The organism is Allobosea sp. (genome assembly GCF_017308075.1).
Taxonomy (GTDB): Bacteria; Pseudomonadota; Alphaproteobacteria; order Rhizobiales; family Beijerinckiaceae; genus Allobosea.
The window spans coordinates 86,114-100,834 of sequence record NZ_JAFKFX010000034.1; the positions used below are offsets into that span (position 1 = coordinate 86,114).

Annotated in this window: 11 protein-coding genes; 8 read left to right on the plus strand and 3 right to left on the minus strand. The window is 66.1% G+C overall.

Annotated features, from left to right (window positions below):
- Positions 1 to 15: 15 nt before the first annotated feature.
- The 5 genes from J0J10_RS16935 to J0J10_RS16955 are packed head-to-tail and all read left to right on the plus strand — an operon-like array spanning position 16 to position 6,908.
- Positions 16 to 981 carry an NAD-dependent epimerase/dehydratase family protein gene (locus J0J10_RS16935; RefSeq protein WP_291647631.1) on the plus strand — a complete coding sequence of 322 codons (966 nt, stop codon included), beginning with the start codon at positions 16 to 18 and terminating at the stop codon, positions 979 to 981.
- Positions 978 to 2,243, plus strand: coding sequence for a glycosyltransferase family 4 protein (locus J0J10_RS16940; RefSeq protein ID WP_291647633.1), 1,266 nt, complete (start codon positions 978 to 980; stop codon positions 2,241 to 2,243). The genes J0J10_RS16935 and J0J10_RS16940 overlap by 4 nt, the downstream gene beginning before the upstream one ends.
- Positions 2,240 to 4,483: an NAD-dependent epimerase/dehydratase family protein gene (locus J0J10_RS16945; protein ID WP_291647635.1), complete on the plus strand. Its 2,244-nt coding sequence runs from the start codon at positions 2,240 to 2,242 to the stop codon at positions 4,481 to 4,483. The genes J0J10_RS16940 and J0J10_RS16945 overlap by 4 nt, the downstream gene beginning before the upstream one ends.
- 3 nt (positions 4,484 to 4,486) lie before the next feature.
- Entirely contained in the window at positions 4,487 to 5,713 is a 1,227-nt protein-coding gene (locus J0J10_RS16950; protein ID WP_291647637.1) for an MATE family efflux transporter, read from the plus strand.
- A complete protein-coding gene (locus tag J0J10_RS16955) occupies positions 5,691 to 6,908 on the plus strand; it encodes a glycosyltransferase (RefSeq protein WP_291647639.1) in 1,218 nt (405 codons plus the stop codon). Before J0J10_RS16950 ends, J0J10_RS16955 begins: the two co-directional genes overlap by 23 nt.
- Positions 6,909 to 6,936: 28 nt before the next feature.
- Here the strand turns inward: J0J10_RS16955 and J0J10_RS16960 are convergent, their stop codons facing one another.
- The gene (locus J0J10_RS16960; protein ID WP_291647641.1) at positions 6,937 to 7,482 is read right to left on the minus strand and encodes a LuxR C-terminal-related transcriptional regulator; all 546 of its coding nucleotides are present in this window, start codon (positions 7,480 to 7,482) and stop codon (positions 6,937 to 6,939) included.
- Between the two features lie 895 nt (positions 7,483 to 8,377).
- Here J0J10_RS16960 and J0J10_RS16965 point away from each other — a divergent pair.
- The 3 genes from J0J10_RS16965 to J0J10_RS16975 all read left to right on the plus strand — a co-directional run bounded on the left by J0J10_RS16965 (position 8,378) and on the right by J0J10_RS16975 (position 12,696).
- Positions 8,378 to 10,033 (plus strand): acetolactate synthase large subunit, encoded by a 1,656-nt coding sequence (locus J0J10_RS16965; RefSeq protein WP_291647643.1) that lies wholly within the window; start codon positions 8,378 to 8,380, stop codon positions 10,031 to 10,033.
- A 159-nt stretch (positions 10,034 to 10,192) separates the two neighbouring features.
- On the plus strand, positions 10,193 to 11,575 hold the full coding sequence (locus J0J10_RS16970) for an aldehyde dehydrogenase family protein (RefSeq protein WP_291647645.1): 1,383 nt from the start codon (positions 10,193 to 10,195) through the stop codon (positions 11,573 to 11,575).
- A gap of 83 nt (positions 11,576 to 11,658) precedes the next feature.
- Entirely contained in the window at positions 11,659 to 12,696 is a 1,038-nt protein-coding gene (locus J0J10_RS16975) for a threonine aldolase family protein (RefSeq protein ID WP_291647647.1), read from the plus strand.
- A gap of 19 nt (positions 12,697 to 12,715) precedes the next feature.
- Here the strand turns inward: J0J10_RS16975 and J0J10_RS16980 are convergent, their stop codons facing one another.
- Entirely contained in the window at positions 12,716 to 13,132 is a 417-nt protein-coding gene (locus J0J10_RS16980; protein WP_291647650.1) for a DUF983 domain-containing protein, read from the minus strand.
- Between the two features lie 121 nt (positions 13,133 to 13,253).
- Complete coding sequence (locus tag J0J10_RS16985) at positions 13,254 to 14,624, minus strand: aminotransferase-like domain-containing protein (protein ID WP_291647651.1); 1,371 nt, start codon at positions 14,622 to 14,624, stop codon at positions 13,254 to 13,256.
- Positions 14,625 to 14,721: the final 97 nt, after the last annotated feature.

The window sequence follows — 14,721 nt, forward strand, 5'->3', positions numbered from 1 at the left end:
GCCGGGGAGGTGACCTTGGGCCTGCGCGATCGCATCATCATCACGGGCGGGAACGGCTATGTCGGCCGCCAGCTGACCCGCCAGCTCTACGAGCAGCACGATGTCTGCGTCGTCGACAATCTCCGCTATGGCGAGCTCCGCTTCACGCCGGCCGATCTCGAACGCATCCGCTTCGAGCGCCTCGACATCACCGACGAGTTGGCGATGGCGCGGCTCGTCCGGGAGTTCCGGCCGGATGTCATCGTCCATCTGGCCGCGATCCACTACATCCCCGAATGCGAGAACGATCCGGCACTGGCGCTGCGGACCAACCTGCTCGGCTTGGTCAGCGTCCTGCTCGCGGCACAAAGCGGCACGCGCTTCGTCTTCGCGAGCAGCGGCGCGGTCTACAAGCCCGACCTCGCCCCACATTGCGAGATGTCGGCGGCGCTCGAGCCGAACGACATCTATGGCATGAGCAAACTGCATGGCGAGCAATATGTCCGCTATCTCGCGCAGCAGCGCTCGCTCTCCGCGGTCATCGTCCGCCTGTTCAACGTGGTCGGCCCCGGCGAGACCAATCCGCATCTCCTGCCCGAGATCGTCGCGCAGCTGAAGGCCGGCCATCGCGTGGTCCGGCTCGGCAATCTCTGGCCGAAGCGCGACTACATCCATGTCGAGGATGCGGCGCGCGGCTTCGCCACGATCGCGACCGCCAGGCGGCTGCAAACGGAAAGCACGGTCACGGTGAATCTCGGCTCCTCGCAGCCCTATTCGGTCGAGGAGGTCCTGCACAAGCTGCGCGCCATCGCCGACATCGAGTTCGAGCTGGAGCAGGATGGCAGCCGGATCAGGCCGGTCGACCGCCCCTTCCTGGCCGCCGACACCACCCAGATCCGCCGACGCTTCGGCTGGGTCCCGGCCTTCACCATCGACGACGCGCTGCGCGACCTCTGGCGCGCACCGGACCTCGCCCGTGCGCTGGTGGAGAAATATCAATGATGAAGGTCCTCGCCGCGATCGTGGCTCCGCCGCATCTCAGCGTCAGCGGCGCCGGCCGGGCCGCCGAGCAGCTCAGCGCCGCGCTTTCGCGGCATTGCGACATCACCGTCGCCAGCATGATGGGGGCGCAGCTGCGCGAAGCGGATGCCGGTGGCCTGCGGCGCGCGCCGGTCAAAGTCGGGTTGCCTCTGCCGCTACCCTGGAACCGGGTCCCGAACCGCTACCGCACCTTGTTCTATCGCTCCGACATCCCGGAGATGCTGCGCGCGGGCGGCTTCGACCTGGTGCATCTGCACAATCCGATGCCGGCGCTGGAAATGGCCCGGATCGCCCGGGCGTGCCGGGCGGCCGGCGTGCCCTATGTCGTATCGACGCATGGCTTCAACGAGATCGCCAACGGAACGCGGATCTACGGCTTCGGCCCGCTGCGCCGTCTGGCCTGGCGGGCCCTGGTGACAGGCCCGGTGCAGCAGACGGTGCGCGGAGCCGCTTCCGTCCTCGGCCTGTCGCCTGCGGATCGCGAAATCGTTGCGGCTATGGGCTTTTCCGGCAGCTTCGCCCTGGTTCCCAACGGCGTGCCTCTGTCCGGGCCGGCCGATAACGGCGAAGACACCGCCATCTGCCGCAGGCTCGGCGTGCCGGCCCGGCGCCCTGGCGAGCTCACCGCCATGTTCCTGGCGAACCACACGCCGAACAAGGGCCTTCCGATCCTGCTCGAAGCCTTCAGTGGACTGAATTGCCCGTACACCCTGATCGTCGGCGGCGAGACGCGCCCCGAGATCGACTACAGCCTCGCCAACCGCAGGCGACGCTCCGATCAGCGCATCATCGTCACCGGACGCGTCTCGGATCGCGAAGTCGAGGCCCTGTTCCGCCATTCCGATCTCTTCGTCTTCCCGACCCTGGCCGACACCTTCCCGCTCGTCGTCCTGGAAGCGATGTCCCATGGGCTGCCTGTTCTGGCCTCCCGCGTCGGCGGCATCCCGCACCAGCTCGACCAGGGCAGCGGCCAATTGGTCGAGCCGGGCGATGTCGGCGGGCTGCGCGAGACGATCAGCGCGCTGGCGGCGCAGCCTGAGCGGCTGCGGAGCATGGGGCAGCAGGCCAAGGCGCGTGTCGCCCGGCACTTCACCTGGGACAATGCGGCCGAGCGGGCCTTCGCCGAATATGAAAAGGCGCTCGCAGCGCCCTCGCAGGCCCGCGCCTCTGCCGTCTCCGCCCACTGCCTACCCCATACGGTTCAGCGAGGAACACGAGCATGAGCTCCGCCACCCCCAAGCGTCTCGCGATCATCGGCTGCGGAGCGGTCGTCGACCATCACATCCTGCCTGCACTGCGTCGGCTCGGCTGGCTGCCCTCGGTGCTGATCGACCGCTCGCCCGAGCGCGTGGCCCTGCTTGCCGGCAAGCTCGGCCGGCACGGCCGCGATGTCGTCCGCGCCGCCGACTGGCGTGAGGCCGCCGACAAGTTCGATGCCGCAATCGTCGCCGTGCCGCACGTCTTCCATGGCCCGATCGGGACCGAGCTGCTCAAGGCCGGCAAGCATCTGTTCATGGAGAAGCCGCTGGCCGTGACCTCGGAGCAGTGCCAGACGATGATCGGCGAGGCCGAGACCCGCGGGCTCAGCCTCAGGGTTGGTCTGCTGCGGCGCTATCTGCTCGGCGCGCGCTGGCTCAAGGCGCTGATCGAATCCGGCACGCTCGGCACGATCCGCAGCTTCAGCATTCGCGAGGGCTTCGTCTTCAACTGGGCGACCAGCTCCGATGCGCTGCTGCGGCGCGAGCTCGCCGCCGGCGGCGTGCTGATGGATACCGGCGCACACACGCTCGATCTGCTGCTCTGGTGGCTCGGCGACGTCGCCTCGCTGCGCTACCGCGACGATGCCGCACAAGGGGTGGAGGCCGACTGCCTGCTCGAATGCAGGATGGCTTCGGGTGCGACGGGAACGGTCGAGCTCAGCCGCACCCGCGATCTGCGCGACACGATTCAGATCCAGGGCAGCGCCGGCTTCGTCGAGGTTCATCTCTCCAAGAACATCGTCCTCGACGGCTCGCCAAACGCGCTCGCCTTCCGCCATGAGGGGCGGGCGGCGGCCGACCTGCCGCTGCAGCTTTTCCCCGAACTGTTCGATTCCGAGCTGCGCGATTTCGCCCGGAGCGTCGCGGGCGAGGTCACTGCCGGCATTCCCGGCAGCGAAGGCGCCCGCTCCGTCGCGCTGATCGAGCGCTGCTACGCCAATCGCGAACCGCTGACGCTCGGCTGGCGCAGCGACGCGGTCGATGGCGACGCGGACGACACGCCCCGCCTGCCCGCCGGCAGCACGGCGCTGCTCACCGGCGCGGCCGGCTTCATCGGTGGCAGGCTCGCCGAGCGGCTGGTCGAGCAGGGCGTCAAGGTGCGCTGCCTCGTGCGCAGCTTCGGCCAGGCGACACGCCTCGCCAGGCTGCCGGTCGAGATCGTCAACGGCAGGCTCGGCGAAGCCGGCCCTGCGGCCCGCGCCTTCGACGGGGTCGATTACGTCTTTCACTGCGCCTATGACCACCGCTCCCGCAAGGCCAATCTCGACGGGCTCGAACAGCTGCTGGCAGGCGCCGCCAGGCAGAAGGTCAAGGGCTTCGTCTATCTCAGCAGCTTCTCGGTCTATGAGCCGTTTCCGGACGGCAAGCTGACCGAGGAGACCCGCAATGGCGACGTCTCCTGGCCCTATGCCCGCAACAAGCTCGACCTCGAGGCCCGCACGTTGAAGGCCGCCCGCGAGGAGGGCGTGCCGGCCTCGATCATCCAGCCGGCCGTGGTCTATGGCCCATTCTCCAAGCCCTGGGCGGACGCCCCGGCCCAGATGCTGATCACCGGCGACGTCATCCTGCCCGATGCCGGGGACGGCGTCTGCAATGCCGTCTTCATCGAGGACCTGATCGACGCGATGCTGCTCGCCGCGCTGCGCCCCGCGGCGGTCGGCGAGCGCTTCATCATCTCCGGCCCGGAACCGGTGAGCTGGGGTAAGTTCTTCAGCGCCATCGCGCAGGCCATCCAGGTGCCACCGCCGGTCTATTGGCCCAGCGCCCGGATTCGCGGCGAGAACAGCGGCCTCATGCGCGACATTAAGGCCGTGCTCGCCAACCCGAAGCGCCTGGTCCAGATCATCGTCCGCTGGCCACCGGCGCGCCAGGCGCTGCAGGCCGGCTACGATGCCTTGCCGCCCGGCCTGCACAAGCTGGTGACCAAGGCCTATTTCGGCGGCGGCGGCGGCCGACGCTTCGGGCTCCGTCACCTGCCCGATCCGCGCGCGCTCGCCCTCTATGAATCCCAGGCCTATGCCAGCAACGACAAGGCGGCGCGCCTGCTAGGCTACCGACCGCGTCATGGTTTTGCCGAAGGCATGGCGGTCACCGGCGCCTATCTGCGCTGGGCCTATGGCGATCTTTGCCGGGCGGGCGAGGCCGCCCGGGCCTCGACCCATGCCGCGCCGGAAGCTCCCGCAACGCTAGCCAAAGCGAGTTGAGCCTTGCTGCGCCATGCCTCCTGGACCTTGATCGATCAGGGCGTCGTCAGCCTCGGCGCCTTCCTGCTCAACATCGTGCTGGCGCGCCATATGGCGCCGGTCGAATACGGCATCTTCGCGCTGATCTTCGGCATCCTGCTGATGATCCAGCTCTCGATCAGCTCGGTGATCTTCTATCCGATGTCGATCCGGATCGCGCGACTGCCCGAGGAGGAGCGCCCGGCGCTCGCCGGGCGCAGTCTTGCCTTGCTGCCGCTGCTCCTGCTGCCGGCGGCGACGCTGCTCGCCCTTGGGCTCGTCGTCATGGCACGGTCCGACCTCGCCTTGCCCGTGGCGCTCCATCTCACCGTCTGGCAGGGGCAGGAAGCGCTGCGGCGCATCCTGTTCGCCGAGTTCCGCCATCGCGACGCGCTCGTCGGCGACAGCATCGCCTATCTTGGCGCGCCGCTCGCCGTGCTGATCCTGCTGCAACGGGGTACGCTGACGCTGCCAGGCGTCTTCTTCTGCATGGCGGCCGCATCGGGCGTGGCGCTCCTGGTCTCCTCCCGCCTCGTGCATGCCGAGCGGCCAGCCGCCGGGACGCTGCGCCCGACCTTCAGCGAGTTCTGGTCGCTCGGGCGCTGGTCGCTCGCCAACAACTTCGTCGGCGCTCTGCGGATCCAGATCCTGCTTTGGGGGCTGACCGCGATGTTCGGCGCCGCGGCGACCGCGGCCTTCCAGGCGGCGCTCAATGTCGTGAACCTGGCCAACCCGATCCTGCTCGGCCTGTGCAACGTCATCCCGCAGGCGGCGGCGCGCAAGTCCCGCGAAGGCTACCGGGCCGCCTGGAAGGCAGCGCGGGACTATGCCCTGATCGGCACATTACCCTTGCTGCCCTGCTATGCGGTGCTGCTCGCGGCACCGGACCTTGTGCTCCTGCTGCTGTATGGCGCGGATTCCAGCTATCTCGGGCTCGCCCTGCTGATCCGGATTCTCGCGATCAGCTGGCTGCTCGGCTACTCCGCCGACATGATCTGCTCCTTCATGCATGGCGTCGACGCCGCTCGGCTTGCCCTGCTCGTCAGCGCCGCCGGCACGCTGGCGGCCGCGGCGCTGTTCCTGCCGCTGGTGCAGCCCTACGGGCTGATCGGCGCCTGCATCGCGCTCGGCGGCTCGAATCTGGTCCGGCTGCTGAGCGCGCACTGGTTCCTGACGAGGATGATTGCCCATGGTCGACCTTCTGCTGCCTGAGACCGTTCGCTCCGCGCCCCCGCGCACCAGCCTCGACATCCGCCATGTCGTGATCGACGATGCCGGCCCGCACCCTTCCGCCGCCAACGGCGTCCACCATGTCGTCCGCAGGATGGCGCGCGAGCAGATCGCCGCCGGCGACGATGCCAGGATCCTGTTCCTGCGCAGCCATGACCAGGATGGCAGCGGAGAGGCCGTCGACCTGCCGACCCTGATCCTGCCGCTCGACGGCAGGCAGCTGGCCGGAAGGGTCTACGATCTCGCCGAACCGATCATCGCGGCGATGACGGCGGGAGCCGGGCCGAACACGGTGTTCCATATCCACACCGCCCGACAATTGCTGCTGCTGTCGCTGGCACGGGCGCTCACCCGGCGCGGTCTCCCCTTCGGCGTCACCGTGCATGGCCGGTATTCGCATGTCTTCGCCCCGCGAGGCCGTGTCGCGAGCTGGCGAACCGCGGCCTATCTGCGCCTCTTCGAGTGCCGGGCGCTGGAGCTGGCGCGTTTCGTCCAGGCGGTCTCCGTCGCCGAGGCGCGCATCATCAGCCGGCTCGCCCCCGATGCAAATGTCCAGATCGTCCCGAACGCGGCCTATTCCAGCGTCTTCGACGGCGTTCCGCGGCGTCCCAGCCGTCATGTCAGCTTTGCGGAGTTCCCGATCTTCGGTTTCTGCGGCCGCTACGAGATCGTGCACAAGGGCCTCGATCTCCTGGTCGAAGGTTTCGCGATTTATCGCAGGCAGGGCGGCGGCGGGCGCCTGGTTCTGATCGGCACCGGGCCGGCGCGAGACATTCTGGCCGCGATGGCCGCCACGCTCGGCATCACCGATGCGATCGATATCCAGGGCCCATGCTTCGGCGAGGAGAAGCACAGGAAGATGTCGGGCTGGCACTTCTTCGTACAGCCTTCGCGCTTCGACGGCGTGCCGATCGCGGCGCTGGAGGCCGCACTCGCGGGGCTTCCACTGGTGGTTTCGCAGGAAACCGGGCTCGCAGAACAGGTGGCGAGCGCCAATGCCGGCCTCGTCATGCGCGATCTGACGGCAGACGCGGTCGCGGAAGCTTTTCACAAGGCGGCGCTGTCCTCCGAGGAGGGCTGGCGGAACATGATGCTGGAAGCACATGCGATGGCGACCGAAATCGGAGACTGGACGCCGATCGTCGCGGAACTTCGCAAGCTCTACCTGGCCGGATAGGCCTCACATCGCGGCTCGAGAACGAGCCTCAAGACGCCGCGGCGATGATCGTCTCGCTGCCATACCCGATGCCGCTGAGATCGGCGGCCGGCGCCGGTTCCAGATGGCTGACCGCCCAGATCGCTGCCTGAGTCCGGTTCTGGACCCGGATCTTGCGCAAGATCGCCTTGATATGGACCTTCACCGTCGCTTCGCCGATCTGCAGACGCCGGGCTATGACCTTGTTGGAATCGCCCTGGATCAGGCATTTGAGGATCTGCATCTCTCGCGCGGACAGGCCGCGGCCCGAATTGGAGGGCGGCGGCGAATAGGCAATGACTTCCTTCTCGACGTGAATGTCGACGCCATGCTCCTTGCCGATCTCCTTCAGGACATCCGCAGGAAACAGGCTCTCGCCAAGCATGACCAGCTCAAGAGACTTCACAAGTGTAACGAAATTAATCCGCTTCAGAAGATAAGCTGAAACAGATAGTTTGAAAGCAAGCTGAACCTGCCTCGTATCGTAATCATCCGACAATATGACGATCTTCGAATCCGAAAACAAATTTCGAAAACTTAGAATACTTTTTTCCATCAAATCGATATCATCATTTACGCATATAATAATTAGAGACAAACTTCTCAGATCTCGGCATTTATTCGTAAAATCGTCGAAATCACTAGCTGAAGCTACGATATCAAAACCACGATTTCCGAGTATCTCGCGAACACCCTCTGAAAAGAGAGCGCACCGATCGATAAATGCTGTACTCACTCCACTCATAACAAGCCCCCTTATCTATAGCATTTTAGTCTCCGGCAGTATTGATAGCCATCTACCCTACTATATAACTACATCAAGATACTCATCTGGAGGGGGCGTGACAAGCTATCCCTAGCCAGAACACGAAATTTTGATTAAAATATTAACCTTTAATCATTCCCTGTTATTTCAATATGAAACACGAGCCGCACAATTCTATTAAATTATAACAAACAAAATTGAAGAACAATGAATAATATATCAAATTTAGCAAAGATATGATCATCTCTAAAATGGCATTTAAATTAATATTGATCCTTTGCATGCTATAATGAATTGATATTTTTTTGTAAAAAACTTCATAGTCGACACTATCCAGCTCGCCCCGCAAGCAGTGAGGCTCTTTTCTCGTTACCCCCCATTTTTGTCCTCTAGCCTCCCTCGAACGGAGTACCTCTCACGAGCCCCGATTATGGCGCCCGGCCGTCACGTCGCCGGCCATGAAATCGTTCGGCTCCAAGCCCTTCCGCGCCGCCGGCACAACGTGCTCCCAGACAGCCTCTGCTATCACGGCAGGCATGTGTGCTCCCCAGGTTCTTTTCGCAGCGACGGCACCGTGACCGCCAACCGGAAAACGGACGGCACACCAAGCCGAAAGCATGCTTCCCCTGTGTCCGGCAAGCGCCTAGCCTCCCGATGACGAGGCTAGGCGGAAAGGCGACGGACGATGAAGAAGGGATCGGATCTTCTGGTTGCGGCGCTCGAAAACGAGGGCGTCGACCGCATTTTCGGCGTGCCGGGCGAGGAGAATCTCGACGTCGTCGAATCCTTGCGGACCTCGAAAATCGAATTGGTGCTGACCCGCCATGAGCAGGCCGCCGCCTTCATGGCGGCGACACATGGCAGGCTGACCGGAAAGCCCGGCGTCTGCATCGCGACGCTCGGCCCCGGCGCACTGAACTTCTCGACCGGTGCGGCCTATGCCCATCTCGGGGCCATGCCGATGATCCTGATCACCGGCCAGAAGGCGATCATGACCGCCAAACAGGCCCGCTTCCAGATCGTCGATGTCGTCGCCTCGATGAAGCCGCTGACCAAGATGACCCGGCAAATCGTCAGTGCCGCGAGCATTCCCTCCGCGGTGCGCGATGCCTTCCGCGTCGCGATGGAGGAGCGGCCCGGGCCGGTGCATCTCGAACTGCCCGAGGACATCGCCTCCGAAGAAATCGAAGACATCCCGCTGATCCCGGTGCACCCGCTGGAACGACCGGTGGCCGATCCTGCGGCGCTCGACCGCGCCGCGGCGCTGATCCTCGCCGCCAGGCGCCCGCTCGTGATGATCGGCGCCGCCGGCAACCGCCCGCGCCTGGTCGAGGCGCTCTCGGCCTTCGTGCGCCGCGCCCGCCTGCCCTTCTTCAACACCCAGATGGGCAAGGGCGCCGTGACCGGCGGCTCCAATCTCTATATCGGCACGGCGGCCCTCTCGGAGGGCGACTATGTCCACCGCGCCGTCGAGCAGGCCGACCTGATCATCGCGATCGGCCATGACACGGTCGAGAAGCCACCCTTCCTGATGAAGAGCGCCGGCGGCTCGAAAGTGATCCATATCGGCTACCAGTCGGCCACGGTCGAGCAGGTCTATCATCCCGATGCCGAGGTCATCGGCGATATCGGCGCGACCGTTACCGCCCTCGCCGACAGGCTGGGCGGCAAGCTCGAGGCCGATACGCATCTGCTGGAGCTACGCCAGAAGATCCTGGCACGGATCAACGACCGCGCAGAGGAGGACCGTTTCCCGCCGACGCCGCAGCGCATCGTTCACGACGTCCGCAAGGTGATGCCGGAGGACGGCATCGTCTGCCTCGACAATGGCATGTACAAGATCTGGTTCGCGCGGAACTACCGGACCCATGTCGCGAATACACTGCTGCTCGACAATGCGCTGGCGACGATGGGCGCCGGCCTGCCCTCGGCGATGATGGCGGCGATGCTCAATCCCGGCCGCCGGGTGATGGCAGTCTGTGGCGATGGCGGCTTCATGATGAACTCGCAGGAGATGGAGACTGCCGTTAGGCTCGGCCTAAACCTCGTCGTGGTGATCCTGAACGACAGCGCCTATGGCATGATCCGCTGGAAGCAGGCGGTCGACGGCTTCCCGGATTATGGGATGAGCTTCGGCAACCCGGATTTCGTCCGCTATGCGCAGGCCTATGGCGCCAAGGGCTCGCGCGTCGAAACGGTCGAAGACCTCGTGCCGACACTGGAGGCGGCCTTCGCCAGCGGCGGCGTCCATCTCGTCGAGGTTCCGATCGACTATTCGGAAAATACGCGCGTCCTGGTCGAGGAGCTGCGCAACCGTTCGCCGGATGTCGAGCTAGCTTGAACCGGAGAAGGCCCACATCTCCAGCCTTCATCCTGAGGAGCCAATTCACCTGAAATGGCGTCTCGAAGGATGCTCCAGTGCTCTCTGGACCTCCCCTTCGAAACGCCGCTATCGCGGCTCCTCAGGATGAGGGTCCTGGTTGGAAGGAAGGGACATGCCATGCTGCAGGTTGTTCAAGCCTATGATCGCGCACCCATCGAGGAGATCGCCACCGACGATGCGGCGGCGCTCGAGGCCAAGCTCCAGGCTGCAGAAAAAGTGTTTCGAGATCGCGATGGCTGGCTGAAGCCGCATGAGCGAATGGCGATCCTGCGGCGGCTCGCCGGCCTGCTGGAGGGCAAGCGCGAGCATTTCGCCCGCCAGATCGCGCGTGAAGGCGGCAAGCCGCTCACTGACGCCATCGTCGAGACGACCCGCGCCATCGACGGCATCCACAACGCCGTCGAGGAGCTGCGCAACTTCGCCGGCCGGGAAATCCCGATGGGGCTGTCGCCTGCCGCGGCCAATCGCTGGGCCTTCACCACCAAGGAGCCGATCGGCATCGTCGCGGCGATCTCGGCCTTCAACCACCCGCTCAACCTGATCGTCCACCAGGTCGTCCCGGCGATCGCGACCGGCTGTCCGGTGATCGTCAAGCCGGCGGGAACCACGCCGCTCAGCTGCCGCGACTTCGTCGCTTTGGTGCACGAGGCCGGGCTGCCGGAAGCCTGGTGCCAGAGCTTCATTCCGGAAAGCACGGAGCTGGCGGAAAGGCTCGCCACCGACAGGCGCATCGCCTTCCTCAGCTTCATCGGCTCGGCCAAGGTCGGCTGGTATCTGCATGCGAAGCTGGCGCATGGCGCTCGCTCGGCGCTGGAGCATGGCGGCGCGGCGCCGGCGATCGTCGACCGCAGCGCCGATCTCGACAAGATCATCGAGCCGCTGGTGAAGGGCGGCTATTACCATGCCGGACAGGTCTGCGTGTCGACGCAGCGCATCTTCGTCCATCGCGAGATCGTCGATGCTTTCAGCGAGCGGCTGGTCGCACGCGTCGAGGCGCTGCGCACCGGCGACCCCGTGCTGAAGGACACCGAAGTCGGCCCATTGATCCAGCCGCGTGAGGCCGACCGCGTCGCCGCCTGGATCGAGGAAGCCGTCAAGGGCGGCGCGAAGCTCGCGACCGGCGGCAAGCGGCTGTCGGAGACGACGCTGGAGCCGACCGTGCTGCTCGACCCCGCCATCGACGCGAAGGTTTCGCAGCTCGAGATCTTCGGGCCGGTGGTCAGCATCTATCCCTATGCGAAACTGGACGACGCCATCGCCCGGGCGAACGGCCTGCCGGTCGCTTTCCAGGCCAGCATCTTCGCGCAGGACATCGACATCGCCCTGCATGCCGCCGAGCGGCTCGACGCCTCGGCGGTGATGATCAACGACCCCACCACCTTCCGCACCGACTGGATGCCCTTCGCCGGACGGCGCGAATCCGGCTACGGCACCGGCGGCATCCCCTACACCATGCGCGACATGACGCAGGAGAAGATGATCCTGCTGAACCGGCGCTGATCCCTTCGGCCATATCGAGGCTCGGGCGGCCGTGGCGAGCCGCCGCCGCCCGTGCGCCCTGCCCCCCGACAGAGACCCAAGCCATGCCCGATGCCTTTCTCGACTTCTTCAGCGACACCAAGACCAGGCCGACGCCGGCGATGCGCGCGGCGATGATGGCGGCCGAGGTCGGCGACGAACAGAAAGGTGAGGACCCGACTGTGACCCGGCTCTGCGAGCGCGTCGCCGACATGCTCGGGCAGGAGGATGCGGTACTGCTGCCCTCCGGCACGATGTGCAACCAGATCGCGCTCGCCGTGCATTGCCGGCCGGGCGACGAGGTGATCTGCGACCAGTCCAGCCACATCATCAATTCGGAAGGCGGCGGCCCGGCCGCACTGGCCGGTGTGATGCTCAGGGGACTTCCCGGCAAGCGCGGTATTTTCAGCGCCGCCGATGTCACCGGCGCAATCCAGCCCGAAAGCCGCTACAGGCCGCGCCCGCGGCTGCTCTGCGTCGAGCAGACCTCGAATTTCGGCGGCGGCTCGATCTGGCCGCTCGAAACCATGCGGCAGGTCACGGCGGCAGCGAGGACCGGCGGTCTCGCCACCCATCTCGACGGCGCGAGGCTCTTCAACGCGGTCGTCGCCTCCGGCGTCGGTGCGCGCGACTATGCCGAGACCTTCGATTCCGCCTGGGTCGACCTGACCAAGGGCCTCGGCGGTCCGGTCGGCGCCGTCCTCGCCGGACCGCGCGACTTCATCCGGGAGGCCTGGCGCCTGAAGCAGCGGCTCGGCGGGGCGATGCGGCAAGCCGGCTTCCTCGCCGCCGCCGGGCTCCATGCCCTCGACCATCACGTCGCACGGCTGGCGGAGGACCACGCCAATGCCAGGGCGCTCGCGGCCGGGCTGGCGCAATTGCCGGGAATCCGGCTCGCCGACGACCGGATCGAGACCAATATCGTCTTCTTCGATGTCGCCGGCGCCGGCTACAGCGCGGTCGATTTCGTGACGGCAGCCAAGACAAAAGGGCTCGGCGCGGGCGCTTTCGGGCCGAGCCTGGTCCGGATGATCACCCATCTCGACGTCAGCGCCGACGACGTGCAGCGCGCGCTCGAGATCATCGCCTCGCTGCGGAAATGAGGCAGGCGCCGCCCGGATTTTAGTGCGGTGCCGTCTCGGGCGCAGGCGCCTTGGCGGGACGCGGCTTGGCCAGCCGGCCCTCCTCGGCCTTGAAGAAGAATTGCGAGGCGACGAGCCAGCCCTTCAGCGGCCGCAGTGGCGGGATGCAGGTCAAAAGGACGATCGGCAGTGTCGTGATCAGGTGGACCCAGCCGGGGGGCTCATAGGCGAGCTCGAGCCAGAGCGCGAAGGACAGCGCCGGGATGCAGACGAACATCATGACGAAGAAGGCCGGTCCGTCAGCCGGGTCGGCGAAGCTGTAGTCCAGCCCGCAGGCCTCGCAGCGCGGCTTCAGCGTCAGGAAGCCGTCGAACAGCTTGCCCTCGCCGCAGCGCGGGCAGCGCCCACGCATGCCGGTCTTGTATGGTGATAATTTGGGCCAAACGCGGGATGTCATCTTCGCCTCCGGGGCGTTCCGGTCGTCCTGATCGGTCATGAGCGCTTCATAGCAGTCATTGCGATCATTGTATGCACTCAATCCTGTCATCAGCCAGGATTGCGACCCTATGCCTCAGCGCTCACAACACACTCGTGCTCAGCTCCGGCGGTTTCTCCAGGGCATGCGCCATGAATTCCAGGGCGCTGCGGATGGCGCCGCGACTTTGCGGCCCGCCCAGACAGATCCGCACCGCCTCCGGCGGATGACCGTCGGCGGCGAAGACGTCGCTGGCGGCGATGCCGATCCCGGTCGCCTGCATATGGCCGGCGAAGGCCGAGCGGGTCCAGGGCGCGGGCAGTTCAAGCCAGAGATTGAAGCTCAGCGGATCGGCCCGATAGCTGCCCGGAGCCAGGATCTGCGCGGCGAGCCGCTGGCGGGCGCTGGCTTCGGTCCGGACGAAGCGCAGGATCGCATCGGCGGTACCGTCCTCGACCCAGCGCGTCGCGATCGCCGCCGTCAGCGGCGAGGCCATGACGCTGGCAGCGCGCAGGGCCGCTGCGAAGGGCCAGCCTGAGCGCGCATCGGGCGCCACGACATAGGCGATGCGCAAGCCCGCGCCGATGCATTTCGACAGGCCCGCGACATGCCAGCTCAGTTCCGGCGCCAGCGCGGCGAAAGGCGGCGGCGGCGCGGCCGGAACGAAGCCATAGGCATCGTCCTCGATGATCGCGACGCCATGCTGGCGGGCGATCGCAACAAGTTCGACACGGCGTGCCTGCGGCACCGTCAGCGTCGTCGGATTGTGCAGGACAGGGTTGAGACAGAGCGCCTTCGCCCGGAATTTCTCGCAGGCTTCGGCGAAGGCGGCGGGCACGATGCCGTCGCCGTCCATGGCGAGGCCGAGCAAGCGGATTCCGAGCTGGGCCGCGATCGCCCGGATTCCGGGATAGGTCAGCGCTTCCGTGAGCACGACATCGCCCGGCCGCGCCACCACATTGAGGATGCCGAGCAAGGCCGAATGGGCGCCCGGCACGACGAACAGACGCTCGAACCCAGGGGTGAGTCCGCGCCGAGCGAGCCAGAGGGCGGCGGCCGCCTTGTCGGACCGCGAACCGCCAAAACCCTGATAGCGCAGCAGCGAGACCAGATCGCCCCCGACCTCGACCAGTGCTGCGCGCATCCGGGCGATCAGGGCCGGATCCTCGGGCTCCGGCGGCAGGTTCATCGAGAGATCGACCAGCTCCGGCACCGCCCGGCGTGCCTGGGCAGGTGCCTTGACGAAGGTGCCCTGGCCGACGCGCGAGGCCACCAGGCCGCGGCGCTGGGCTTCGACATAGCCACGCGCCACGGTGGTGAAATCCATCGCAAGACGCGCCGCCAGCTGGCGCTGGGGCGGGAGGCGATCGCCGGCGGCAAGCCGGCCATTGCCGATATCCTCGGCGATCGCCTCGGCAATGGCGAGATAGCGCGGCTTGTCACTGCGCGTCAGATCCGGCGTCCAGTCGACCATCGGCTTCGCATCGGGTTCGGATGACGGGTAAGGCAATACGGATGATTGACTGTATATTGTTGCACGCCGCCGCTGTCACCTCGACGCAAGGTCGCAA

Bases quoted from the DNA above. Each gene is read 5' to 3' on its own strand.
- J0J10_RS16955 (WP_291647639.1), top strand. From the start codon at position 5,691: ATGGTCGACCTTCTGCTGCCTGAGACCGTTCGCTCCGCGCCCCCGCGC.
- J0J10_RS16960 (WP_291647641.1), bottom strand. From the start codon at position 7,482: ATGGAAAAAAGTATTCTAAGTTTTCGAAATTTGTTTTCGGATTCGAAG.
- J0J10_RS16965 (WP_291647643.1), top strand. From the start codon at position 8,378: ATGAAGAAGGGATCGGATCTTCTGGTTGCGGCGCTCGAAAACGAGGGC.
- J0J10_RS16940 (WP_291647633.1), top strand. From the start codon at position 978: ATGATGAAGGTCCTCGCCGCGATCGTGGCTCCGCCGCATCTCAGCGTC.
- J0J10_RS16975 (WP_291647647.1), top strand. From the start codon at position 11,659: ATGCCCGATGCCTTTCTCGACTTCTTCAGCGACACCAAGACCAGGCCG.
- J0J10_RS16945 (WP_291647635.1), top strand. From the start codon at position 2,240: ATGAGCTCCGCCACCCCCAAGCGTCTCGCGATCATCGGCTGCGGAGCG.
- J0J10_RS16970 (WP_291647645.1), top strand. From the start codon at position 10,193: ATGCTGCAGGTTGTTCAAGCCTATGATCGCGCACCCATCGAGGAGATC.
- J0J10_RS16980 (WP_291647650.1), bottom strand. From the start codon at position 13,132: ATGACATCCCGCGTTTGGCCCAAATTATCACCATACAAGACCGGCATG.
- J0J10_RS16985 (WP_291647651.1), bottom strand. From the start codon at position 14,624: ATGGTCGACTGGACGCCGGATCTGACGCGCAGTGACAAGCCGCGCTAT.